23 protein-coding genes and 1 pseudogene are annotated in these 22,452 nt (G+C 68.3%); 10 read left to right on the top strand and 14 right to left on the bottom strand.

The features are described 5' to 3' along the window. Positions 1-31 precede the first annotated feature (31 nt). From ACWDA7_RS07995 to ACWDA7_RS07975, 5 genes are read right to left on the bottom strand one after another with little or no spacing between them, the layout of a single operon-like run. Positions 32-1,135 carry an ABC transporter ATP-binding protein gene (locus ACWDA7_RS07995; RefSeq protein WP_450603319.1) on the bottom strand — a complete coding sequence of 368 codons (1,104 nt, stop codon included), beginning with the start codon at positions 1,133-1,135 and terminating at the stop codon, positions 32-34. Beyond that, complete coding sequence (locus ACWDA7_RS07990; RefSeq protein WP_450603318.1) at positions 1,122-2,114, bottom strand: ABC transporter ATP-binding protein; 993 nt, start codon at positions 2,112-2,114, stop codon at positions 1,122-1,124. The genes ACWDA7_RS07995 and ACWDA7_RS07990 overlap by 14 nt, the downstream gene beginning before the upstream one ends. Before the next feature lie 5 nt (positions 2,115-2,119). Further along, complete coding sequence (locus ACWDA7_RS07985) at positions 2,120-3,121, bottom strand: ABC transporter permease (protein WP_450603316.1); 1,002 nt, start codon at positions 3,119-3,121, stop codon at positions 2,120-2,122. Next, the gene (locus ACWDA7_RS07980; RefSeq protein ID WP_432932151.1) at positions 3,114-4,037 is read right to left on the bottom strand and encodes an ABC transporter permease subunit; all 924 of its coding nucleotides are present in this window, start codon (positions 4,035-4,037) and stop codon (positions 3,114-3,116) included. Before ACWDA7_RS07980 ends, ACWDA7_RS07985 begins: the two co-directional genes overlap by 8 nt. A gap of 33 nt (positions 4,038-4,070) precedes the next feature. Further along, on the bottom strand, positions 4,071-5,693 hold the full coding sequence (locus tag ACWDA7_RS07975) for a peptide ABC transporter substrate-binding protein (RefSeq protein ID WP_450603315.1): 1,623 nt from the start codon (positions 5,691-5,693) through the stop codon (positions 4,071-4,073). A gap of 546 nt (positions 5,694-6,239) precedes the next feature. Between ACWDA7_RS07975 and ACWDA7_RS07970 the strand changes: the two genes are divergently transcribed. Together ACWDA7_RS07970 and ACWDA7_RS07965 are read left to right on the top strand one after the other, a co-directional pair. Next, positions 6,240-6,497, top strand: a complete 258-nt coding sequence (locus ACWDA7_RS07970) for a hypothetical protein (protein ID WP_450603314.1) — start codon at positions 6,240-6,242, stop codon at positions 6,495-6,497. 530 nt (positions 6,498-7,027) lie between these two features. Continuing rightward, positions 7,028-8,395, top strand: a complete 1,368-nt coding sequence (locus tag ACWDA7_RS07965; protein WP_450603313.1) for a replication-relaxation family protein — start codon at positions 7,028-7,030, stop codon at positions 8,393-8,395. A 93-nt stretch (positions 8,396-8,488) separates the two neighbouring features. Here the strand turns inward: ACWDA7_RS07965 and ACWDA7_RS07960 are convergent. Next, a pseudogene (locus tag ACWDA7_RS07960) lies at positions 8,489-8,694 on the bottom strand (IS701 family transposase); the annotation flags it as partial. A gap of 534 nt (positions 8,695-9,228) precedes the next feature. Beyond that, the gene (locus ACWDA7_RS07955) at positions 9,229-9,402 is read right to left on the bottom strand and encodes a hypothetical protein (protein ID WP_450603382.1); all 174 of its coding nucleotides are present in this window, start codon (positions 9,400-9,402) and stop codon (positions 9,229-9,231) included. Between ACWDA7_RS07955 and ACWDA7_RS07950 the strand changes: the two genes are divergently transcribed. After that, positions 9,337-9,474, top strand: coding sequence for an HNH endonuclease (locus ACWDA7_RS07950; protein WP_450603378.1), 138 nt, complete (start codon positions 9,337-9,339; stop codon positions 9,472-9,474). The two genes, ACWDA7_RS07955 and ACWDA7_RS07950, sit on opposite strands and share 66 nt — an antisense overlap. Before the next feature lie 110 nt (positions 9,475-9,584). Here the strand turns inward: ACWDA7_RS07950 and ACWDA7_RS07945 are convergent, their stop codons facing one another. After that, the gene (locus ACWDA7_RS07945) at positions 9,585-9,917 is read right to left on the bottom strand and encodes a hypothetical protein (protein ID WP_450603312.1); all 333 of its coding nucleotides are present in this window, start codon (positions 9,915-9,917) and stop codon (positions 9,585-9,587) included. Then, entirely contained in the window at positions 9,914-10,039 is a 126-nt protein-coding gene (locus ACWDA7_RS07940; protein WP_450603311.1) for a hypothetical protein, read from the bottom strand. Before ACWDA7_RS07940 ends, ACWDA7_RS07945 begins: the two co-directional genes overlap by 4 nt. Positions 10,040-10,329: 290 nt before the next feature. Here ACWDA7_RS07940 and ACWDA7_RS07935 point away from each other — a divergent pair, with 290 nt between their 5' ends. Further along, positions 10,330-10,551 carry a winged helix-turn-helix domain-containing protein gene (locus tag ACWDA7_RS07935; RefSeq protein ID WP_450603310.1) on the top strand — a complete coding sequence of 74 codons (222 nt, stop codon included), beginning with the start codon at positions 10,330-10,332 and terminating at the stop codon, positions 10,549-10,551. 37 nt (positions 10,552-10,588) lie between these two features. On the opposite strand, the gene ACWDA7_RS07930 is transcribed toward ACWDA7_RS07935, so the two are convergent. After that, positions 10,589-10,954, bottom strand: a complete 366-nt coding sequence (locus ACWDA7_RS07930; RefSeq protein WP_450603309.1) for a VOC family protein — start codon at positions 10,952-10,954, stop codon at positions 10,589-10,591. 166 nt (positions 10,955-11,120) lie between these two features. Here ACWDA7_RS07930 and ACWDA7_RS07925 point away from each other — a divergent pair, with 166 nt between their 5' ends. From ACWDA7_RS07925 to ACWDA7_RS07900, 6 genes are all read left to right on the top strand, one after another. Then, on the top strand, positions 11,121-11,861 hold the full coding sequence (locus ACWDA7_RS07925; protein WP_450603308.1) for a class I SAM-dependent methyltransferase: 741 nt from the start codon (positions 11,121-11,123) through the stop codon (positions 11,859-11,861). Between the two features lie 340 nt (positions 11,862-12,201). Beyond that, complete coding sequence (locus ACWDA7_RS07920; protein ID WP_450603307.1) at positions 12,202-14,058, top strand: ABC transporter substrate-binding protein; 1,857 nt, start codon at positions 12,202-12,204, stop codon at positions 14,056-14,058. Positions 14,059-14,120: 62 nt separating this feature from the next. Continuing rightward, a complete protein-coding gene (locus ACWDA7_RS07915; protein WP_450603306.1) occupies positions 14,121-15,188 on the top strand; it encodes an ABC transporter permease in 1,068 nt (355 codons plus the stop codon). Further along, positions 15,185-16,108, top strand: coding sequence for an ABC transporter permease (locus tag ACWDA7_RS07910; RefSeq protein WP_450603305.1), 924 nt, complete (start codon positions 15,185-15,187; stop codon positions 16,106-16,108). The genes ACWDA7_RS07915 and ACWDA7_RS07910 overlap by 4 nt, the downstream gene beginning before the upstream one ends. Continuing rightward, positions 16,105-17,082: an ABC transporter ATP-binding protein gene (locus tag ACWDA7_RS07905; RefSeq protein WP_450603304.1), complete on the top strand. Its 978-nt coding sequence runs from the start codon at positions 16,105-16,107 to the stop codon at positions 17,080-17,082. Before ACWDA7_RS07910 ends, ACWDA7_RS07905 begins: the two co-directional genes overlap by 4 nt. Then, entirely contained in the window at positions 17,079-18,068 is a 990-nt protein-coding gene (locus tag ACWDA7_RS07900; protein WP_359396725.1) for an ABC transporter ATP-binding protein, read from the top strand. Before ACWDA7_RS07905 ends, ACWDA7_RS07900 begins: the two co-directional genes overlap by 4 nt. A gap of 209 nt (positions 18,069-18,277) precedes the next feature. On the opposite strand, the gene ACWDA7_RS07895 is transcribed toward ACWDA7_RS07900, so the two are convergent. Genes ACWDA7_RS07895 through ACWDA7_RS07880 form a run of 4 tightly spaced genes read right to left on the bottom strand, consistent with a single transcriptional unit; the run spans position 18,278 to position 22,364 of the window. Then, entirely contained in the window at positions 18,278-19,426 is a 1,149-nt protein-coding gene (locus tag ACWDA7_RS07895) for an ABC transporter ATP-binding protein (RefSeq protein ID WP_450603303.1), read from the bottom strand. Further along, positions 19,419-20,477, bottom strand: a complete 1,059-nt coding sequence (locus ACWDA7_RS07890; RefSeq protein ID WP_450603302.1) for an ABC transporter ATP-binding protein — start codon at positions 20,475-20,477, stop codon at positions 19,419-19,421. The genes ACWDA7_RS07895 and ACWDA7_RS07890 overlap by 8 nt, the downstream gene beginning before the upstream one ends. Before the next feature lie 11 nt (positions 20,478-20,488). After that, complete coding sequence (locus ACWDA7_RS07885) at positions 20,489-21,439, bottom strand: ABC transporter permease (protein WP_450603301.1); 951 nt, start codon at positions 21,437-21,439, stop codon at positions 20,489-20,491. Further along, complete coding sequence (locus tag ACWDA7_RS07880) at positions 21,432-22,364, bottom strand: ABC transporter permease (protein WP_450603300.1); 933 nt, start codon at positions 22,362-22,364, stop codon at positions 21,432-21,434. The genes ACWDA7_RS07885 and ACWDA7_RS07880 overlap by 8 nt, the downstream gene beginning before the upstream one ends. Between the last annotated feature and the right edge of the window lie 88 nt (positions 22,365-22,452).

The raw sequence follows: 22,452 nt of genomic DNA, 5'->3' as shown, positions 1-22,452 counted from the left end.
TCGGTACCGCGTCAGTCAAGTTGCCTGCGTGTTAACGACCTTCGTTCACATTTGTTCGCTTATGCCGCTCTTCGTGCGGCGCATCGCCTGGCACCGGCGGCTCCTCGGGCGGCACCACTCTCTTCTCCTCCGCGAAGTGGCACGCCGAATCGTGCGCGGCCGGTCCGCTCGTACGGCGGAACTCCTCGGGCACCGCGAGCGGCGGCACCTCCAGGGCGCACCGCTCCTGAGCCTTCCAGCAGCGGGTGCGGAAGCGGCAGCCGGAGGGGATGGCCGCCGGGGACGGCACATCACCGCTCAGGATGATCCGCTCCCGGCGCTCGCGCGCCTCCGGGTCGGGCACGGGGACGGCCGACAGCAGGGCCTGCGTGTAGGGGTGCGTCGGATGCTCGTAGATCTCCGCGTCCCTGCCGGTCTCCACGATGCGCCCGAGGTACATCACCGCGACCCGGTCGGAGATGTGCCGCACGATCGACAGGTCGTGCGCGATGAAGACGTACGACAGCCCGAACTCGTCCTGGAGCCCCGCCATCAGGTTGATCACCTGCGCCTGGACGGACACGTCGAGCGCCGACACCGGCTCGTCGGCGACGATGATCTCCGGGCGCAGCGCCAGCGCCCTGGCGATCCCGATCCGCTGGCGCTGGCCGCCGGAGAACTGGTGCGGGTAGCGGTTGACGTACTCGGGGTTGAGCCCCACCACGTCGAGCAGTTCCTGCACCCGCCGGCGCCGCTCCCCCTTGGGCGCGGCCTCGGGATGGATCTCGTACGGCTCCCCGACGATGTCGCCCACGGTCATCCGTGGGTTGAGGGAGGTGTACGGGTCCTGGAACACCATCTGGATGTTGCGCCGCACGGCCTTCAGGGCGCGCCCGGACAGCCTGGTGATGTCCTCGCCCCGGTAGGTGATCGAACCGGCCGTCGGTCGCTCCAGATTGACCAGCATCCGCGCGACCGTCGACTTGCCGCAGCCGGACTCGCCGACGATGCCGAGCGTCTCTCCCCGGCCCAGGGTGAAGTCGACGCCGTCCACCGCCTTGACGGAGCCCACCTGCTTCTTGAACAGGATCCCCCGGGTGAGCGGGTAGTGCTTGACCAGGCCGCGCACTTCCAGAATCGGCTCAGGACCGGCCATGCAGGCACTCCCTCCAGAAGTGGCAGGCGCTCACCCGCTCGCCCCCGTGGTCACCGGCCACCTCGTAGAGCGGCGGCACGTCGGTGCGGCACACGTCCCGGGCCATGGGGCAGCGGGGGTTGAAGGAGCAGCCCGGCGGGATGTTCATGAGGTTCGGAGGGAGGCCCTTGATGGCGTAGAGCCGACGGCCCTTCTGGTCGAGTCGCGGGATCGAGTCGAGCAGTCCCCTGGTGTAGGGGTGGGCGGGCGACTTGTAGATGTCGTGCACGGGCGCCGACTCCACGATCTTGCCCGCGTACATCACGGCGATCCGGTCGGCGACGTCCGCGACGACACCGAGGTCGTGGGTGATCAGGATGAGGCCCATGCGGTACTCGCGCTGCAACTCCGCGAGCAGGTCCATCACCTGGGCCTGGACCGTGACGTCGAGGGCCGTGGTCGGCTCGTCGGCGATGATCAGCGCCGGCTCCAGCGCCATCGCCATGGCGATCATGATGCGCTGGCGCATACCGCCGGAGAACTGGTGGGGGTAGTCACGCACCCGCTGGGCGGCAGCGGGGATCCGCACCTGTTCCATCAGCTCGACGGCCCTCGCGCGGGCGTCCCTCCTGGACATGCCGCGGTGCACGACGAACATCTCGCCGAGCTGCTCACCCACGGTGAGCACGGGGTTGAGGGCGGACAGCGCGTCCTGGAAGATCATGGCCATCCGGGCGCCGCGGATCCTGCGCCGCTGGTCCTCCTTCAGGGCGAGCAGGTCCTGTCCCCGGAAGAGGACCTCGCCCCCGGTGATCCTGGCGGGCGGTGTGTCGAGGACCCCCATGACGGCCTGTGCGGTGACGGACTTGCCGGAGCCCGACTCGCCGAGCAGGGCGAGCGTCTGGCCCGCGTCCACGGCGAAGCTGACGCCGTTGACCGCCTTGGCGATCCCGTCCCGGGTGCGGAACTCCACCTGCAGGTCGCGCACTTCGAGCAGCACGGCGGTCACCTCAGCCTGGGGTCGAGGGCGTCGCGCACCGCGTCGCCGAGCATGATGAAGGCGAGCACGGTGATCGCGAGCGCGCCGGAGGGCCACAGCAACGCGTGCGGGGCGTTGCGGACGTACGGGGAGGCGGCGGAGATGTCGATCCCCCAGGACACACTCGGCGGTCTCAGTCCCACGCCGAGGTACGACAGGGTCGCCTCCAGCGCGATGTACGTGCCGAGGGCGATGGTGGCGACGACGATCACCGGCGCGACCGCGTTGGGCGCGATGTGCCGCAGCAGGATACGGGAGTTGGAGGCGCCGAGGGCGCGGGCCGCCTGGACGTAGTCGTGCTGCTTGGCGGTGATGACCGAGCCACGGGCGATACGGGAGATCTGCGGCCAGCCGAGCAGCACCATGAACCCGATCACCGGCCAGACGGTGTTGCTGGTCACGACGGAGAGCAGGACCAGACCGCCGAGGACGACCGGGATGGCGAAGAAGATGTCGGTGACGCGGGACAGGACGGCGTCCCATCCCCCGCCGAAGAATCCGGCGAGCCCGCCCAGGATCGAGCCGAGCACCGCGACGCCGACCGTGGCGCAGACACCGACCGTGACCGAGGTGCGGGCGCCGTACACGGTCCGGGTGTACACGTCGCAGCCCTGACCGTCGTATCCGAACGGGTGTCCGGGCTGGCTGCCCTCCTGCGCCTTGGCGAGTTCGCACTGCAGGGGGTTGCCCGAGGTGATCAGGGACGGCCAGATCGAGATGAGGACGAGGAAGAGGATCACGAGTCCGGAGACGATGAAGACGGGGTTGCGGCGCAGATCGCGCGAGGCGTCGGACCACAGGCTGCGTGGCTTGCCCGCGGAAGGCGCGCCCTCCGGTCCCCCCGCAGGTCCTCCGGCGGCTCTCCGCTGCGGCTCCAGGGTGGTCGCCTCGCTGGCTGCGAGGTCCATCGCACCGCCCATGCCGGTACCGGCGATGGCCCCCTCGCGCTCAGGCGGCTGGTCATGCATAGCGGATCCTCGGGTCGAGTACGGCGTACAGGAGGTCGACGAGCAGGTTGGCGACCAGGAAGACGAGGACGAGGATCGTCACGAAGCCGACGACCGTCTGCGTGTTCTGCCGGAGGATCCCCTGGTAGAGCTGGTAGCCGACGCCGTGGATGTTGAAGATCCGCTCGGTGACGATCGCGCCGCCCATGAGGGCGCCGATGTCGGTGCCGATGAAGGTGACCACGGGGATGAGCGAGTTGCGCAGCAGATGCCGGGTGATCACGCGGTGGCGCGGCAGCCCCTTGGCGACGGCCGTGCGGACGTAGTCGGACCGCTTGTTCTCGGCGATGGAGGTCCGGGTCAGCCGGGTGACGTAGGCGAGCGAGACGGAGGCGAGGACCAGACCCGGGACGATCAGCTCGCCGAAGGCGGCCGCCGGGGAGACCGAGGGTCTGATCCAGCCCCACTCGACGCCGAGCAGCAGCTGGAGCAGCAGACCGGTGACGAAGGTCGGTACCGAGATCACGACGAGGGTGAGCAGCAGCACCGTCGTGTCGACGGGCCGCCCCCGGCGCAGACCTGTGACCACGCCGAGCGCGATGCCGATGACGATCTCGAAGAGGATGGCCACCACGGTGAGCCGGATCGTGACGGGGAAGGCCGTGGCCATCAGCTCGGTGACCGGCTGTCCGTTGAACGCGGTGCCGAAGTCGCCGGTGAACACCTTGCCCATGTAGGTCGCGTATTGCTGCCACACGGGCTTGTCGAGGCCGAAGTCACGGCGCAGCTGAGCCGCCGTGGCGGGGTCGCACTGCCGTTCCCCGCACAGGCCCGCGATGGGGTCGCCCATGACGTTCACCATCAGGAAGATGAGCAGGGTGGCGCCGATGAAGACCGGGATCATCTGCAGCAGACGCCGGACGACGTACCGTCCCATGGAGCCTCCGGGGGGTAGCGGGCAGCCGTGGGCTCAGCCGACCTTGATCTCGTTGTAGACGGGGACGCTGAACGGGTTGAGGGCCACATGGGAGAGGCGCTCCGAATAGCCGGCGCTGCCGTTCTGGTACCAGAGCGGGATGGCGGCCATGTTGTCTCGCACGACGCCCTCCGCCTGCTGGAACAGCCTCACGGCCGAGGCCTGGTCGCTCTCCGCGTTGGCCTGGTCGACGAGCTTGTCGAACCCCTTGTTGGACCACTGGCCGTCGTTGGACGAGGCGCCCGTGTAGTACAGCGGCTGCAGGAAGTTCTGGATCAGCGGGTAGTCCATCTGCCAGCCGGCCCGGAACGGGCCCTGCATCTTGTGCCGGCCGATCTGGTTGCGGAAGTCGGCGAAGGTGCCGACCGGGTTGCCGACGCATGCCGTGTCGTTGCCGAGGACGTTGTTGATGTCGTTGCACACGGCGTCCACCCACTGCCGGTGCGAGCCGGAGTCGGCGTTGTAGGTGATCTTGATCTGGCCGCCGGGCAGCCCGCCGCCCTGCTGGATCAGCTGCTTGGCCCGGACCGGGTTGTAGGTGCAGGCCTCGCCGCACAGACCATCCTGGAAGCCGCCCTTCGTGCCCAGCACCGGGGAGGTCCAGTCGCTCGCCGGTGTACGGGTCTTCAGGAAGATGGTGTTCGTGATCTGTTTCCGGTCGATCGCCATGGACAGGCCCGTGCGGACCTTCTCCGTCCCCGGCTTGCTCCATCTCGGGTCGTAGAAGGGGAAGGCGAGGGTCTGGATGATGCCGGCCGGGGTGTTGATGTACCGGCCGTGCAGATCGGACTTGATGAACTTGAGTTGCGGGGCGGGCACGTCGTCGACTAGATCGAGGTTCCCCGCCAGCAGGTCGGTGTAGGCCGTGTTGCTGTCGGTGTAGACCTGCAGATCCACCCCGTTGTTCTGCGCCTTGTCCGCGCCTGGGTAGCCGTTCCACGTCCTGAGCGACATCATGAAGCCCCTGGTGTAGGACTTGACCAGGTACGGACCGTTGCCGATCGGCTTCTTAAGCCAGGCCGCGTGGTGGTCGAAGAACGCCCGGGGCAGCGGGGAGAAGGCCACATAGCCGAGGGTGTCCGGGAACGTCGAGAACTTCTGGTTGAGCCTCACGGTGAAGGTGCGGGGGCCGGTCACCGCGAGTCCGGACAGGGTGTCGGCGGTCTGCGTGCCGGTCTCCGGGTGCACCTTGTCGTACCCCTCGATGTATCCGAAGAAGTACGCGTTCTTCTGGTTGTTCCTCAGGCCGGCGCCGTAGTTCCAGGCGTCGACGAAGGACCTGGCGGTGACGGGCTCCCCGTTGCTGAACGTCCAGCCGTCCTTGACGGTGATGGTGAAGTTCTGCGAGTCCGAGGTCTCGATCTTTTCCGCGAGCATGTTCTCGGCCGCGCCGGTTCTCGGGTTGTAGCGCTTCAGCCCCCGGAAGAGCATGTCGAGGACCTTGCCGCCCTGGACCTCGTTGGTGTTGGCGGGCTCCAGCGGGTTCTGCGGATCACTCCAGGAGGCGCTGAACACCCCGGGTTCACTGCCCGTGCCCGCACCCCCACCGCAGCCGGCCGCCGCGAGGGCTGCCGCGGCCACTGCCGCCGCCCGTCTCGCGCGCCTGGCTCCACGCATGGGAGTGCCTCCTCGGAGTGCCCCGTACCTCCAGCGCCGGGGCGCTGTCCGCTATCGGTCCATATCAGCATTCAGCGGACATATCACTCAGTCACGCCACCCGTCGGAGCAGGACGTCATCCGGATGGCGGGCACACCCCGACAGGCCCACGGCCGATCTTGATGTGGCACGGTCACATGTGGGCGTGCATCGATCCCGGGGTGAGACGCGGTACGCCCGTCAAGGGTCGGTCCCCTGACGGGCGCACGGGTACATCACGATGAAAGCCCCGCCGCTTGCGCAGGCGGGGTGGGGCAGGCGGTCTCAGTCCCCGCGTTCCATACAGAACTCGTTCCCTTCGGGATCTCCGAACGCTCCTATCTAGGAGGTCAACGCGGGTTTGCGATCGAATCGCTCGGTACCGCGCGTGAACACCAACCAACTGCGCGCGCTGTCCGCACTTTGCCTGTCTGTCCTCACGGATGAGACGACCAGCCCCGAGCGCCAGCGAGCAGCGAACGAAGCAGCAGCCAAGGCTGTCGGTGGGGGCTGGGAGCCTGTCGGGTGTGGATGAGTTGGAGTTCATGCGAGGTCGGGTCTACGAGGCCGACCACGAGGATGCTGGGCCCCGGCAGGGGCGCATGTATGTGGAGTTGGTGGCCGACCCGCTGGATGGTCTGCCCTTGGATGTCACGGATTTGCCTGCGTGTGATCGGGGTGTCGCATTGCGCACGGAGATAGGCCGCTACGGTCCCGGTGGTCGGGCTCTGTATGCCCCCAGGTCGGATGGTCGCCGGTTCGACTGGCGCGGAGATACTCCCTGACTACCGTGGTCGGGGCCTGCTGGTGCCCCCGACCATAGAACCGAACACGGTGCTGTGGCGGCTTGCGCAGCCGGACGTGCTGCGCAGTACGGTCGCCGACTGCGGTGCGTCAGCTGCGCAACCTTCAGCACCATGGTGCTGCTCCGTGTCGCATATAGATGGCGCTCATGCCCGCTTGACCGGATGAGTGCTGCCCTGGCGGCGGGCAAGCCTCCATTTCCCCTACCGGTCTCCCTGCCGTTCCCCCTACCAACTCCCCTACCCGCACCCGCAACAGGCAGCGTTGGGTTTCCGCAGGTCACCACCCTTGACCAGCCCCGACCACGCGCCCCGACAACCCTCTTCCCTTGCCTCTCCCGCCTGCAGATGTGGGTGTGTTGTCTGTGGTGGGTGGCAGGCTGGGGTGCGGATCGGGGCGAGGGTTCGGGCGGCTGCGCAGTGGTGTTGCGGTCCGGCAGCAGCCGGCCCGCGCAGCTGCGCAGAAGAGTCTGCGCAGGACGGAATCGAGCGGCGGGAGGGGCGGGGCGGCATTGGGTGGTTCGAAGACGTACCCGTACGGATCCACGAGCACGGTGCGCAGCCACGTCCTGGCCGCGCTCGGCGTGCTGAAGGTGGCCACCGCCGATCAGATCCGCCGGCTGACGTGTCCGGGGCATAAGGACAACAAGGCGGTCCGCAACGCCTGCCTGGACCTCGCCAAGCACGGACTGACCCTCTCCGAGGGCAGTACACGCGAGGGGCAGAAGCTGTGGGGCCTGACCCCGCACGGCCTGGACGCCGCCGCCGAAGCCCTCGCCCGCCCCGCAAGCGAGATGGAGGGTACGGCGCGCGGTGCGGGCCGCTCGGGTGCCCCGCACGCGATGGCCGTCAACGAGACGATCATCGCGATCACCCGTACCCCGCCCGAACCCACCCGCCCGGTACGCCGCTCCCAGGCCGCGGCAGCCGAGGCCGCCGACGCGACGGACGCGACGACGTCCTTGCCCGCGGCACTGGAGCTGCGGGCGGGGGTCGGGACGGTGGCGTCGTGGTTGACGGAGGTGGCGCACAATCTGCCCAGCGCGGGCCGGAACCGCTCCAGTGTGCAGACGGATGCGGTCCTGCACGCGCCACAGGCGGGGGTGCCGGTGCTGCTGGTGGAGGTCGACAACTGCACGGAGAGCGCCGATGTGCTGGCGCGCAAGTTCGACCGCTACCTTCGCTTCTTTCGTCTGAAAGCCAAGGACCACCAAGGCCGCGACACTCCTCTATGGCGGACCCTGTATCCGGCGGCCGGCCGTGAGGGATACCCGCCCATCGCGGTGGTGTTCAATCCCGGCAGCCGTCTCGGTAAGGTGGCGTTGAAGAACCGCATGAACCGGGTGATGGAGCTGACCCGCACGATCTGGTCGGGCAGCTACCGCCACAAGGGCAGCTACGGGCAGGACGGCTACTACGACTACGCCGACGCCATACCGCTGCTGTTCACTACCCTCGGCCGCCTCCAGGCCCACGGCCCGCTGGACGCCGTCTGGTGGCGGTGCGGGCACGGCCAGTGGGAGACCCTCGAGATGGCCTTGACCAACCCGAACGACATCGACGCCTGGCACCAGGGAGACGAACAGCTTCGCCGCCGACGCGAGGAACAGCGGCAGCAGGAACACCGGGCGTCTGCGTGGGGCCAGCCCGCAACCGACGGCCCCGACGCACGCCAGCTGGTCCACCCACGCACGGCAGAATCCCACAAGGCCCATCCGCCGGCACCGTGCGAGCGGTGCGGACTGCCCCAACAAGGGCAGTTCGGCGTCACCTACCCCGACGCCCCACCTGCGGACGGCCGTCACTGTCCCGATTGCCGAACCGACCTCGCCCGACAGACACCCGGCCTCTTCAAAGCGCTCTTCGGGCGGCACACCTAGTAGGACTCCATTAGGTCTGTCTTGATCTTGGTGTGGTGTGTGGTCTGCTGAGCAGGGGTTGTTGGCAGGTGGTGCAGATGCCGGTCCAGCACCTCAGGATGTCCTTGAGAGCGTCGAGGATCTGGTAGAGGGTGAGTGCTGCTCGGGTGCTTTGGGGCCAGACGTTGTTCGGTGAGAAGCGCGTGGGCGGCGGTCACGAGGGTGACGTGGTGGTGCCAGCCGGGCCAGGAGCGGCCTTCGAAGTGGTCCAGGCCCAGGCCGTGCTTGAGTTCGCGGTAATCGTGCTTGAACTCCCATCGCTGGGCGTAATGGGCAGCCAGTTCCGCGGCCGGGGGCCTTGTCCGGGTCGAGGATCGTGATGATGAGCCGGTAGACGCCCTCATGGCCGGCGATGGTGTACTCCATCGCGCGTACTGGCACCCCGCGGCGGGTGTGGTGGATGTCGCTGCGGTCGAAGATCTCGGTGAGATGCGAGCCGTCCGGCAGTTGCTCGACCACCAGCAGCATGAGGTCTTTGCGGACTCGCCACAGCAGATCCGCCCCCGTGGCCGCGGCTGTGCGCCACAGGTCCACGCCGTAGAGGCCACGGTCGGCCAGCAGCATCCCCGGCCGTAGCAACACCAGGACCCCCCGGGCCAGAGCCTGCTCTCCGGTGCGCAAAGCTCCGATCGCAGCATCGAAGACGGCGTGGGTGCCGCACTCCACCAGGTCGACCATGCGCAACTGCGGGTAGCCGACGTCCTGTTCACCGCGCCCGGAGCGGGGTGGACGGCCGAACGCCTCCACGTTCGCCTTCGTGTCGGGCAGGTCAAACGTGATGCCGTCGATCGCGGTCAGCCGCCAGTCGCGGGATTGACACCCTCAAGACTGCCGCCCAGGTAAAGGAATTGACCCGCGCTGAGTTGCTCGACTACTGGGATGAAATCGGCGCCTATGGCTGCGTGTTCTGTGGTGGCCCGCACGAACACGACGAACACACACAGCCGCTCGGCAAGGGTGGCGAGCATAGCCGCGCGAACCTGCTTCCGCCCTGCGCTGGCTGCAACCTGTCCAAGGGCGCTGCCGATCCAGTGGAATGACTGAACGCCCGTTTCCCCTCGCTGCACCTTTCCTGGCCCGCCTGAGACACGAACAGAGCCTGACCCTGGGATCACCCCTGAGCCAGGCTCTGAGTCGTTTCTAGGTCCAGTTACGACTTCATGTCACGCATCGCTGCGCCAATGTCTCGCCCGCTTTCGCAATGGATGGGCAAGTTTGCGGCGGGATTGTCGGCGACGCTTCGCGCAGCGATGGGCAGCACCTCGCCGAGCGATTCCACCAGGCGCGCAAGGACGAAATTCGCCTCATCTGCGCTGAGCTGTTCGGCTGATTCACACATGACGGACGCGAGGCTGTGCCACACCGTGGCCGTCTCCAGTGCGACGACGTCACACGCTTTGTCCAGTGGGCTGCCAGGCTCCGTTGCGGCGAACATTTGCTTACCTGACACAGCGTCATACCCGAGGTTGCGCATCTCGCTCATGCCGACACCCCCGAGTAGTCCTGGCCCATGGTCGCCAGCACTGCCGCCCGTCGCCTGTCGCGCTGGCGTAGCCGTTCCCGCTGCCGCTCCCAGTGGACCAGGTACGGGCGAACCAGCGGCATGCCGTCAGCGCTGATTACATCGGACGGGTGTGCGAGGCGGGGCACGGGGAGCGGACGGGGGAGGGGCTGTGTCGGCATGGCTGGCGCCCGACGCTTTCCACGGGCAGGCAGTAGGGCGCTGAGAATCAGCGCCATTAGGCTGCGCATAGGTCGACTCCTATTCAGTCGGCTCAGCCCCTGAGTGGCCTCTAGCCCGGACTCTCAGGGGCGCTTTCTTTTGTCTCACCAGACTAGCTCGGTGACTGACTACCTCGATAGCGTAATAGGTGAAACTGTCGCAGGCTGATTAGGTGGAGATCAACAGAGCTGAACCTCACTGGCCGCAACTCGCCAAGGAGATCCGGCGCCGTATCAGCGCTGGCACCTATGGGCCTGGCGAACGGCTACCAGGGACCGTGGCGCTGGCCGTCGAGTTCGACGTGTCCCAGTCAACGGCATCCCGCGCGCTGGCTAGCCTGCGGGGCGAGGGTCTTGTGTACGTGGTCAGTGGCCGCGGCTACTTCGTTGCGTAAAGCCGCCACATAGGCGCTGACCAGGGGGTTAGAACCGCTAGCTAGACGCGTTCGGGTCGGTGAGGACCACCCAACCGCCGCCGTCCGGGCGGGTGTGGTCAGCGATCCGGCGGGCACCCAGAGCCAGGGCGCGTTCCACCTCCTGCGCACGGGTACGGTCCCGGGGCCGCAGATCGAGATGGACGCGGTTCTTGGCGGACTTGCCCTCGGGCACACGCACGAAGAGGAGGGTCGGACCGCCCCCGGGGTCGCGCAACACGGCTTCCGGGTCGCCCGGCTTGTCGTCGTCGGCGAGGGAGCGTTCCAGCAACGTGCTCCAGAACAGCCCTAGTTCGTACGGGTCACCGGTGCAGTCGAAGGTGATCGTGCGGATGACCGGGCCGAGCGATGTCGTCTCTGCCATGTCCGGGTCGGACTCCCTCGGCGCCGTCGGGCAGTTCGTGGAATGTCCGGCGTACCGGGACGCATTCCCCACCCGACATTACGCGTCACTTCCCCGTGCTGCTGCCGTTCGACAAAGAACGCGTACAGTCCGCACCACTGTCCTCCGGAGCTGGGAAACTGCCACGATGGCCGACCGCGCGTACTCCGACCTCACCCTCGCCGGGCTGTACGACGCCCTCCACCCGTGGGGGCCGAGTGATGACTTCCATCTGGGACTTGTGATGTCCTCGCGGAGCGTCCTGGACGTCGGCTGCGGCACGGGAAGGCTGCTCGCGCGGGCCCGGGAGAGGGGACACGACGGTCGGCTATGCGGGCTCGACCCGGCGGCCGCGATGCTCGTCCAGGCACGGCGGCGCTCCCCCGGTCTCGAGTGGGTGCTCGGGGATCTGCGGTCCCATCGCCGGCGGGGCGCCTTCGATCTCGTCGTGATGACCGGCGACACCTTCCAACTGATCCTCGGGGACGAGGAACTGAGGAGCTGCCTCGCCGCCGTCCGCGAAGCCCTCGCCGAGGACGGACGGTTCGTGTTCGAGACCCGTAACCCCGCTGCCCGGGCCTGGGAGTCGTGGACGCCGGACCGGGTGCGTGGAGCAGCCGACGGCGACGGCGGGTCGGTGAGCCTGCGGCATGAGGTCCAAACCCCGGTGACCGGGGACCGGGTGGCGTTCACCGCGACCTTCGAGGGCACCGGGTGGGACCGGCCGCGGGTCGCCCGCGGCACCCTGCGGTTCCTCGGGCCCGACTCCCTCTCCCGCTTCCTGACGGAGGCGGGATTCCGCATCGTCGAACAGTACGGGGACTGGGAACGAGGTCCCCTCACGCCCACCAGCCCCGTGATCATCACCGTGGCACGGGCCGCAGGCTAGAAGGCGTCGAGGCCCGGTGCGCGGGGCGCCCGCACCCTTCCGTTCGACCGCGAGGAACCGGCGGGCGCAGGCGACCGCGACGGCGCCGTGCTGCCGTTCGCCCAGGACCGACGCGCCGTCAGGCGTCCACCTGCAACGCTTCACAGGTGTGGACCAATGGCTCGCCCCAGGTGCGTCAGCGTGCCATTTCCGCAGGCCACAGGGTATTCATGCGCCGTTGACGCGCGCATTCCGCCACTGATAGACACACCTTCACTCAGCCTGAGCCGTCCCCGTTGCAGCCCGATCGAGCAGTCCGGCGAGCCGTCCCCGTACAAGAGATGACGCGAGGTCAGGATCGATGAGCACGCAAGACCAGCACGGCAAGGGGCGCCCGCGCCCGCACAGAACACGGCCCCGTACACAGCGGATTCTGGCAGCCGCCCTGACTCTCTCGGCCGCCTTCGCGACCTCACTCGCCCCGGCGCCTCAGCAGGCCGAGGCGAACGATCAGAAGGTCCTGACCGTCGCGGTCGCGCAGAGCGTCGACTCGCTCAGCCCCTTCCTCGCGAGCCGCCTCGTCAGTACGAGCATCCACCGGCTGATGTACGAGTACCTGACCAACTACGACCCCAAGGACGCCCATGTCATCCCCGGCCTCGCCACCAAGTGGGCGTCCTCACCGGACAAACTGACCTGGACGTACACCATCCGGTCCGGCTCCAAGTGGTCGGACGGCACGCAGGTCACCGCCGGGGACGCGGCCTGGACGTTCAACAAGATGATGACCGACGAAGGAGCCGCCACCGCCAACGGCAGCTTCGTCGGCAACTTCAAGAAGGTCACCGCGCCGAGTGCCACCGAACTCGTCATCGAACTGAAGAAGCCCCAGGCCACGATGACCGCACTCGACGTGCCGATCGTGCCCCAGCACATCTGGGAGAAGGTCAAGGACTTCTCGAAGTTCAACAACGACAAGAGCTTCCCCATCGTCGGCGACGGGCCGTTCGTCCTCACCGACTACAAGGCCGACAGCTACGTGCGGCTGAAGGCCAACAAGAGCTTCTGGCGCGGGGCGCCGAAGTTCGATGAGCTCGTCTTCCGGTACTACAAGGACCAGGACGCGGCGGTGGCGGCCCTGCGCAAGGGCGAGGTCTCCTTCGTCGCCGGTTCGCCCTCCCTGACACCCGCCCAGGCGGCCTCCCTCAAGGGCGAGAAGAACATCCACGTCAACGAAGGCCCCGGCCGCCGCTTCTACGCCCTCGCCACCAATCCGGGCGCGCAGGCGAAGAACGGCCAGAAGTTCGGTGACGGCGACCCGTCCTTGCTGGACCAGCGGGTACGGCACGCGCTGTTCATGGCGGTCGACCGCAAGACCCTGATCGACAAGGTCTTCCAGGGCCACGCCGTCGAGGGCGAGGGCTACATCCCGCCGCGCTTCTCGACGTACTTCTGGCAGCCGTCGGGAAGCCAGGAGCTCGCCTACGACCCGGCCAAGGCCGCCCAACTCCTCGACGAAGCGGGCTACAAGAAGAACAGCGACGGCAAACGCGTCGGCAAGAACGGCAAGCCGTTGAACTACCGCGTCCTGTGCCACGCCACCGACTCGAACGACAAGGCGGTCGGCCAGTACCTCAAGGAGTGGTGGGGCAAGCTCGGCATCGGCGTGACGATCAACTGCCTGGACAATGTGACCGATCCCTGGCTCGCGGGCCAGTACGATCTCGCCTTCGACGGCTGGTCCGTCAACCCCGACCCGGACTTCGTCCTCTCCATCCACACCTGTGCGGCGCTTCCCGCCACCCCGAAGGACACCGGCGCGACCGACAACTTCATCTGCGACAAGACGTACGACAAGCTCTACGCGCAGCAGTTGGCGGAGTACGACTCCGCCAAACGGGCGAACGTCGTGAAGCAGATGGAATCGCGGCTGTACGACCTTGGGTACATGAACGTCATGGCTTACCCGAACGCCGTCGAGGCCTACCGCACGGACCAGATCGCGTCGATCACCACCATGCCGGAGAAGGCGGGCAACATCTACGGCCAGGACGGTTACTGGAGTTGGTGGTCGGCGGTGCCGGCCGACTCCGGCAAGTCCTCCGGCGACGACTCGTCAGGCCTCCTCATCGGCGTCATCGTCAGCGTCGTCGTGCTCGTCGGCGCCGGGGCGTTCTTCGCCCTGCGCCGCCGCGCCACCGCCGAGGACCGTGAGTAGCCGATGATCCGACAGAACACTCCGGCCCCTCATCGGGCCGCCCTCCACCGGGCAGAACCTTCATGACCGCCGACGCCGCACCCGCGCCGGTCGCGAAGCCGGACGGCTCGGCTCCCGCCGGGCCGTCCGGCCAAGGCCGGCGGACGGGCACCAGGGCCGCGTACCTCAAGTACGCGGCCGGGAAGCTGGGCGGGGCCGCCGTCTCCCTGCTCGCCGTCCTCGTCACCAGTTTCTTCCTCTTCCGGCTGATCCCCGGCGACCCGGTCAAGTTCATGACGGGTGGCCGTCCGGTCTCCGCAGAACAACTCGCCGCCTACCGGCGGGAGTTCGGACTGGACCTGCCGCTGTGGCAGCAGTTCACGGACTACTGCGGCAAGGCACTCACCGGAGACCTCGGCACCTCGTACCAGTTCCGGGCACCGGTGATCGACAAGATCACCGAGGCACTGCCCAACACCCTCCTGCTCACCGGCACCGCGTTCGTGCTGTACACCGCGCTGGGCATCTTCCTCGGGACACGCTCGGCGTGGCGGCACGGGCGGATCGGGGACCGGCTGAACACAGGACTGGCCCTGACTCTCTACTCGGTGCCCTCGTTCTGGCTGGGTCTGCTGCTCATCATCGTGTTCGCGGTGGGGACGGGTCCGATTCCCGGCCTCTTCCCCACCGGGGGGATGGAGTCGGGCGGCGAGGAGGGCCTCGCGCATGTCGTCGACGTCGCACATCACCTCGTCCTTCCGGTGATCACGCTGGTCGCCGTGGAGTACGGGCAGACGCTGCTGGTCACCCGCTCCGCACTGCTCGACGAGATGGGCAGCGATTATCTGACCACCGCACGCGCCAAGGGCCTCAGGGACGACCTGGTCAGGCGCAGGCACGCGGTGCCCAACGCACTGCTGCCGACCGTGACGTTGATCTTCGTCAACCTCGGCCGGACCGTCGCCGGTGTGATCCTCGTGGAGACGGTGTTCTCCTGGCCGGGGCTCGGCGGGCTCTTCTACCAGGCACTGAGTGTGCCGGACCTCCCCCTCGTCCAGGGACTGTTCTTCGTCTTCGCCGCGGCGGTGATCGTGATGAACACGATCGCCGACCTGGTCTATCCACTACTCGACCCCCGGGTGGGCAGATGACGACCGACACGACGCCCCCGGCGGTGCAAGCCGGTCCGCGGACGCTCGCCCGGCAGCGCCGCCGCGCCTCCGCCGCCCGGTTCTGGAAGCAGTACAGCAGCCACCGCGCCGGACTCCTGGGCCTGGCCGCGCTCGTCGTCTTCGCGCTCCTGGCGCTGACCGCGCCGTTGACGGTCGGCTCCGACGTGTCCAGCGTGACCGGAGCGCCGGGACACCCGCTGGAGGCGCCGAGCGGGGAATTCCTCCTCGGCACCGACCGGTACGGGCGCGATGTGCTGGGCCTTGTGGTGTGGGGTTCCCGCGTCTCGCTGCTGGTCGGGCTACTCGCGGCCGTGCTGTCGGTGGCGATCGGCACACTGGTCGGGATCACGGCCGGGCACTTCCGCGGTGCGTACGCCACCGTGATGATGCGGATCACGGACTGGTTCCTGGTGATGCCGACGCTGGTCCTCGCCATCGCGCTCGCCACCGTCATGTCCCGCTCACTCGGCACGGTGATCCTGGCGATCGGCGTGACGACCTGGCCGACCACGGCCCGGCTCGTGCGCGCCCAGACGCTGGCGGTGGAGTCCCGGCCCTACATCGAGCGCGCCAAGGCGCTGGGCGGCGGGCATCGGCACATCATGGTCCGGCACGTGCTGCCCAACGTGATGCCCCTCGTGCTCGCGCAGACCACACTGATGATCTCCTCGTCGATCCTCGCCGAGGCGACCCTCGCCTTCCTCGGTCTGGGTGATCCCACAGTCGTGTCATGGGGCGGGCTGCTCCAGGACGCGCGCGAGGCGGGTGCGATCAGCGCGGGTGACTGGTGGTACCTGGTGCCGCCGGGAATCACCATCGCCGTGGTCGCGCTGGCGTTCACACTCTGCGGCCGCGCCGTGGAGTCCGTTCTCAACCCGAGGCTGGGGGTGGCCCGTTGACCCTGCTGGAGGTCCGGAACCTCGAAGTGACGTATCCGGGCGGGGCAGCCGCGGTGCGGGGCGTGGACCTGTCGCTGGCGGCGGGGCAGAAGCTCGGTGTCGCGGGCGAGTCGGGGTGCGGCAAGTCGACGCTGGCGCTCGCACTGCTCAGGCTGCTGCCGTCCGGGACGCGGATCACCGGGGAGATCCTGCTGAACGGCGAGGACGTGCTGGCGATGCGCTGGGGGCGGGTGCGGGCGGTCCGCTGGGCCGGCGCCTCGATCGTCTTCCAGGGCGCGATGCACTCGCTGAACGCCGTGCATCGTGTCGGCGACCAGATCGCCGAGCCGATCCTGCTGCACCGCAAGGCGACCGCGGCCGCGGCCAGGAGGCGGGCGGGCGAACTCCTGGAGCAGGTGGGCCTGCCTGCGGCGCGGGCGACGGCGTATCCGCACGAACTCTCGGGCGGTCAGCGCCAACGGGTCATGATCGCCATGGCGCTGGCCTGCGACCCCCAACTGGTCATCGCCGACGAACCGACCACGGCCCTGGACGTGATGATCCAGGCGCAGATTCTGCGGCTGATCGGGCGGCTGGTCGCCGAGCAGGATCTGGGCCTGATCATGATCAGCCACGATCTGGCGGTGCTCGCCGACACCTGCGACAGGCTCGCGGTGATGTACGCGGGCCGGGTGGTCGAAGAGGGTCCCAGCCGGGCGGTCTACGAGGACGCCCGCCACCCGTACGGCAAGGCGCTGTCGGCCGCGTTCCCGCGCATCGGCGACCCGGCCTCCCGGTTCGCCCCGCGCGGACTGGCCGGTGACCCTCCGGACCCGTCGGCGCTGCCCTCCGGCTGCGTCTTCCATCCGCGCTGTCCGGTGGCCCTGGACCTGTGCGCCACCCAGGACCAGGCGCTGCGGGAGGCGGGGCAGGCCCGGCAAGCGGCCTGTGTGCACGTGGCGGACACGGCCGAGCACGCGAGGAGCACCGTATGACCTCACCATCGCCCCTGCTCAGCGCCCAAGGGCTGCACGTGGCTTTCCCCGGCCGGCACGGCGGTGCGCCGAGCCGGGCCGTGGACGGTGTCGATCTCGACATCCGCGCCGGGGAGATCGTCGCGCTGGTCGGCGAGTCGGGCTGCGGCAAGACGACTCTGGCCCGGGCCCTGCTGGGCCTCGTACGGCCCACGGCAGGGCACGTCGGCTTCGGCGGGAAGCCGCTTGCGTACACATCGAGGGCGCTCAAGGCCTACCGCAGGCGCGTTCAGCTGGTGCTCCAGGATCCGAGCGGGTCGCTGAATCCGCGGCACACGGTGTTCGACGCGGTGGCCGAGGGGCTGCGCATCCACGGGTTCGCGGGGGACGAGCGGGCCGCGGTCGCCGAGGCCCTGTCCAGGGCGGGACTCAGGCCGCCCGAGCGGTTCTTCCTGCGCTACCCGCACGAGTTGTCGGGAGGCCAGCGCCAGCGTGTGGTGATCGCGGGCGCGCTCGTACTGGAGCCCGAGCTCATCGTCGCCGACGAGCCGGTGGCCTCGCTCGACGCCTCGGTACGGGGCGAGATCCTCGCGCTGCTGCTGCGCCTGCGCACCGAACTGGGCCTCGCCGCCCTCGTGGTGACCCACGATCTGGGCCTGGCGTGGAACGTCGCCGACCGGGTGGCGGTGATGTACCTGGGCCGGATCGTGGAGACGGGTGAGGTGGAGCAGGTGCTGACGGCGCCCCGGCATCCCTACACCCAGGCGCTGCTGTCGGTCCTGCCGGAGGCGCCGGGGGACCCGGTGGTGCTGACCGGCGAGCCGCCGGACCCCTCCCGCATCCCCGGTGGTTGTCGCTTCCACGCCCGCTGCCAGGTCCTGGCGAGCGGCGAGGCCGAACGAGCGGGCGTCGCGGACGCCTGCCGGGGCCGGGATCCGGGGGTCCTGGAGGGCGGCGCCGGGAGCCAGGTGGCATGCCATTGGGCGCGGGCGGCCATCGCCACGTGATGGGCGGTGGCCCTTCACCGGCGACCGGTTCCGCCTCGGACCCGTCCCCGCCGCCGAAGCGGGCCGCTCGGTGCCGTGCACCGGGGCACGGCGGGACGGCCGGGCCGCACCGGCCTTCCAGGCGGGCAGGGTGGCCGTACAGGGCCCGGAAAAGCCGGTTCCCGGCACCTCGTCGAGGTGCCGGGAACCGAACCGAGGCCGGGAAGCCGTCAGGCGGCGTGCACGATGTCCTTCTCCTCGGCGAAGTGGCAGGCCGACTCGTGGGCCGCCGGCGAGTCCGCGCCCTTGAAACGCTCGGGAATCGCCAGGAGCGGAGCCTCCGACGCGCACCTCTCCTGCGCCTTCCAGCAGCGAGTGCGGAAGCTGCAGCCGGACGGCGGGTTGGCCGGCGACGGCACGTCACCGGTCAGGATGATCCGCTCGCGGTGCTCGCGGGCCTCCGGGTCCGGCACGGGAACCGCCGAGAGCAGCGCCTGTGTGTAGGGGTGCGTCGGGTGGTCGTAGATCTGCTCGTCCGAGCCGATCTCGGCGATCTTGCCGAGGTACATCACGCCCACACGGTCCGAGATGTGCCGGACGATCGACAGGTCGTGCGCGATGAAGATGTAGGAGAGGTTGAACTCGTCCTGCAGTCGCTCCATCAGGTTGATGACCTGAGCCTGGACGGACACGTCCAGTGCGGAGACCGGCTCGTCGCAGATGATGATCTCCGGGTTGAGCGCGAGGCCGCGGGCGATGCCGATGCGCTGGCGCTGACCGCCGGAGAACTGGTGCGGGTAGCGGTTGATGTACTCGGGGTTGAGGCCGACGACGTCCAGGAGTTCCTGGACCTTGCGCCGCCGGTCGCCCTTCGGCGCCACCTCGGGGTGGATGTCGAAGGGCTCGCCGATGATGTCGCCCACCGTCATACGGGGGTTGAGTGAGGTGTACGGGTCCTGGAACACCATCTGGATGTTCCGGCGCACGGCCTTCAGGGCGCGTCCGGACAGCTTGGTGACGTCCTGGCCCTTGTAGAAGATCTCGCCCGCGGTGGCCCGCTCCAGGTTCATCAGGAGCTTGGCCACCGTCGACTTGCCGCAGCCGGACTCGCCCACGATGCCCAGGGTCTCGCCCTGGTGCAGGTCGAAGGAGACACCGTCGACCGCCTTGACGGCACCGATCTGCCGCTTGAACAGGATCCCCTGGGTGAGCGGGAAGTGCTTCACCAGGTTGCGGACCTGCAGGATCGGCTCACCGCGCTCGACGGGGGCCTCGATCGCGTGGACCGCTTCCTCCTCGGTGCGCGCGTCGACGACGTCCACCTCGGAGACGTTCGGCGTGGCGTCCTGCGGCTCGTCGGTCTTGCTGAGCTCAGCCATGGATCGTCTCCTTCCAGAAGTGGCATGCCGATGCGCGGCCCACCAGCTCGGTGCCGTCCTGCTCCGTGACCGGCAGCAGGTCCGGGACCTGGGTACGGCACACGTCCTGGGCCTTGGGGCAGCGCGGGTTGAAGGCACAACCGGTCGGGACGCGCAGCAGGTTGGGCGGCAGACCCTTGATCGCGTACAGCTCCTGGCCCTTCTGGTCCAGGCGCGGGATCGAGTCCAGCAGACCCCGCGTGTAGGGGTGCGCGGGACGCTTGTACAGCTCGTGGACCGGGGCGCGCTCCACGATCCGGCCCGCGTACATCACGGCGATCTTGTCGGCGACGTCGGCGACGACGCCGAGGTCGTGGGTGATGAGGATCAGGCCCATGTTGTACTCGCGCTGGAGTTCCGCGAGCAGGTCCATGACCTGGGCCTGGACCGTCACGTCGAGGGCCGTGGTGGGCTCGTCGGCGATGATCAGGTCCGGCTCCAGGGCCAGCGCCATCGCGATCATGATGCGCTGACGCATACCGCCCGAGAACTGGTGCGGGTAGTCGTCCACGCGGGCGGCCGCGGCCGGGATCTTCACCCGGTCCATCAGCTCGATCGCCTTGGCCCTGGCTTCCTTCTTGGACAGGCCCTGGTGGACCCGGAACATCTCGCCGAGCTGGTACCCGACGCTCAGCACCGGGTTCAGCGAGCTGAGCGCGTCCTGGAAGATCATGGCGATCCGCTGGCCGCGGATCTTGCGGCGGTCCTCGCCGGACATGGTCAGCATGTCCTGGCCGCGGAAACGGATCTCCCCCTGGGGGATCTTCGCCGGCGGCATGTCGAGGATGCCCATGATCGCCTGGGCGGTGACGGACTTGCCGGAGCCCGACTCACCGAGCACCGCGAGCGTCTCACCGGCGTTCACGCTGTAGTTGACACCGTTGACGGCCCTGACCACGCCCTCACGGGTGTGGAACTCGACGTGCAGGTCACGCACTTCGAGGAGTGGGGTGCCGTCTGTCCCGCCGTCGCGCGGCGAGGGAACGGGAACGACTTCTTCGATGGTGGTCACGTACGCCTCCCTCAGCGCATCTTCGGGTCGAGGGCGTTGCGGACCGCCTCACCGAGCATGATGAACGCCAGCACAGTGATGATGAGCATGATCGACGGGTACAACATGATCCACTGCGCCACGCGGATCTGGTTGCCGCCGTCCGAGATGTCGTTGCCCCACGACACGCCGTTCAGGCCGAGGCCCAGGTACGACAGGGTCGCCTCGGCGGAGATGTAGATGCCGAGGGAGATGGTGGCGACGACGATGACCGGAGCCATGGTGTTCGGCAGGATGTGCCGGAACATGATGCGCGGGGTGCTCGCGCCCAGCGCCTTGGCTGCCTGCACATAGTCGGCCTGCTTGGTGGTGATCACCGCGCCGCGCATCACACGGGCGATCTGCGTCCAGCCGAAGAAGCTCAGCGCGCCGATGACGACCCAGGTCGTGCGGTTCTGGAAGGAGTTGAGCACGACCATGGTGCCGAGCAGGAACGGGATACCGAAGAACACGTCGGTCAGTCGCGACAGGACCGAGTCGACAATGCCGCCGAAGTAACCGGCGATCATGCCGACCAGGCCGCCCACGACCGTCACCGCGATGGTGGTGCCGAAGCCGACGGCGATGGAGGCCCGGGTGCCGTACATGACACGGGCGAAGACGCTGCGGCCCTGCTGGTCGTAGCCCAGCCAGTCCGGCGAGCCGATGTCGCCCAGCTTGGGCTTCTGCAGGAAGTGCTTGGCCAGGTCGCCCGAGGTGGGGTCGACTCCGGTGAACCACCCCGGGAAGAAGGTGATCAGCAGGAGTATGACGATCAGCACCGACGAGACGATGAAGATCCAGCTGCGGCGCAGGTCTCGCCAGGCGTCGCCCCACAGACTGCGGGCCTTCTCCGGCCTGGGCTCGGGCAGCGGGCCGCCGGCCGCCGCGACGGCCGCCTCCTCCGCCGCGTTCTCAGGAACGGTCTTGGTCAGGTCAGGCATAGCGAATCCTCGGGTCAAGGACCGCGTAGAGCAGGTCGACCAGCAGGTTGGCGAGGAGGTACACGATGACGAGGATGGTCACCAGGCCGACGAGCGTGGTGCCCTCGCGACGCGCGATCGACTGGTAGATCGTGCCTCCCACACCCTGGATGTTGAACAGACCCTCGGTGACGACGGCGCCGCCCATCAGGGCACCGATGTCGGTACCCAGGTAGGTGATCACCGGGATCAGCGAGTTGCGCATGAGGTGGACGCCCACCACACGGCGCTTCGGCAGACCCTTGGCGATGGCCGTGCGGATGTAGTCGGCGCGCAGGTTCTCGGCGATCGACGTACGGGTGAGCCGGGTCACATACGCCAGTGACGCGGTCGCCAGCACAATGGCCGGCATCAACAACTCGTTGATATTCGTCGAGTCATTGACGTTCGGCGGCAACCAGTTCAGGTTGAACGCGAAGACAACCTTGAGGATGTAGCCGAGGACGAACACCGGCACCGAGATCAGCAGCAGGGTGACCAGCAGGATCGCGTTGTCCGTGACGCGTCCGGCGCGCAGGCCGGCCACGATGCCCAGGGCGATGCCCAGAACGAACTCGATCACGAACGCCAGCGCCCCGAGCCGCAGGGTGACGGGGAACGCGTCACCGAGCACGTCCGTGACGGGCCGGCCACTGGCGATCTGCGTGCCGAAGTCGCCATGCAGGATCATGTTCTTCATGTAGTGCCAGTACTGGACCAGGATCGGCTGGTCCAGACCGTACTGATGCCTCAGTTGCGCAATCACCTGCGGGCTGCCGCCCTTGTCACCGAACAGCCCCCGTACGGGGTCACCGGGCAGCGCGTAGACCATGAGGAAGATCAGCAAGGTTGTCCCGATGAACACCGGGATCATCTGGAGCAGTCGTCGTGCGACGTAGCGCCCCATCGTGCCTCCATGTCAGTCACAGCGGCAGCCAACGGGCCCTTTCGGCGGGCACCATTGAATGATGCGCGCGGAAAGGGCCCCCCAGCCA

It is taken from the genome of Streptomyces sp. NPDC001156, from assembly GCF_053598275.1.
This window is presented reverse-complemented; position numbering and strand designations above follow the sequence as displayed.

Excerpts from the sequence above, each read along its gene's own strand:
- ACWDA7_RS07995 (WP_450603319.1), bottom strand. The coding sequence starts at position 1,135 with ATGGCCGGTCCTGAGCCGATTCTGGAAGTGCGCGGCCTGGTCAAGCAC.
- ACWDA7_RS07985 (WP_450603316.1), bottom strand. The coding sequence starts at position 3,121 with ATGCATGACCAGCCGCCTGAGCGCGAGGGGGCCATCGCCGGTACCGGC.
- ACWDA7_RS07980 (WP_432932151.1), bottom strand. The coding sequence starts at position 4,037 with ATGGGACGGTACGTCGTCCGGCGTCTGCTGCAGATGATCCCGGTCTTC.
- ACWDA7_RS07975 (WP_450603315.1), bottom strand. The coding sequence starts at position 5,693 with ATGCGTGGAGCCAGGCGCGCGAGACGGGCGGCGGCAGTGGCCGCGGCA.
- ACWDA7_RS07955 (WP_450603382.1), bottom strand. The coding sequence starts at position 9,402 with ATGCTCGCCACCCTTGCCGAGCGGCTGTGTGTGTTCGTCGTGTTCGTG.
- ACWDA7_RS07945 (WP_450603312.1), bottom strand. The coding sequence starts at position 9,917 with ATGAGCGAGATGCGCAACCTCGGGTATGACGCTGTGTCAGGTAAGCAA.
- ACWDA7_RS07940 (WP_450603311.1), bottom strand. The coding sequence starts at position 10,039 with ATGCCGCTGGTTCGCCCGTACCTGGTCCACTGGGAGCGGCAGCGGGAA.
- ACWDA7_RS07930 (WP_450603309.1), bottom strand. The coding sequence starts at position 10,954 with ATGGCAGAGACGACATCGCTCGGCCCGGTCATCCGCACGATCACCTTC.
- ACWDA7_RS07925 (WP_450603308.1), top strand. The coding sequence starts at position 11,121 with ATGGCCGACCGCGCGTACTCCGACCTCACCCTCGCCGGGCTGTACGAC.
- ACWDA7_RS07920 (WP_450603307.1), top strand. The coding sequence starts at position 12,202 with ATGAGCACGCAAGACCAGCACGGCAAGGGGCGCCCGCGCCCGCACAGA.
- ACWDA7_RS07915 (WP_450603306.1), top strand. The coding sequence starts at position 14,121 with ATGACCGCCGACGCCGCACCCGCGCCGGTCGCGAAGCCGGACGGCTCG.
- ACWDA7_RS07910 (WP_450603305.1), top strand. The coding sequence starts at position 15,185 with ATGACGACCGACACGACGCCCCCGGCGGTGCAAGCCGGTCCGCGGACG.
- ACWDA7_RS07900 (WP_359396725.1), top strand. The coding sequence starts at position 17,079 with ATGACCTCACCATCGCCCCTGCTCAGCGCCCAAGGGCTGCACGTGGCT.
- ACWDA7_RS07895 (WP_450603303.1), bottom strand. The coding sequence starts at position 19,426 with ATGGCTGAGCTCAGCAAGACCGACGAGCCGCAGGACGCCACGCCGAAC.
- ACWDA7_RS07885 (WP_450603301.1), bottom strand. The coding sequence starts at position 21,439 with ATGCCTGACCTGACCAAGACCGTTCCTGAGAACGCGGCGGAGGAGGCG.
- ACWDA7_RS07880 (WP_450603300.1), bottom strand. The coding sequence starts at position 22,364 with ATGGGGCGCTACGTCGCACGACGACTGCTCCAGATGATCCCGGTGTTC.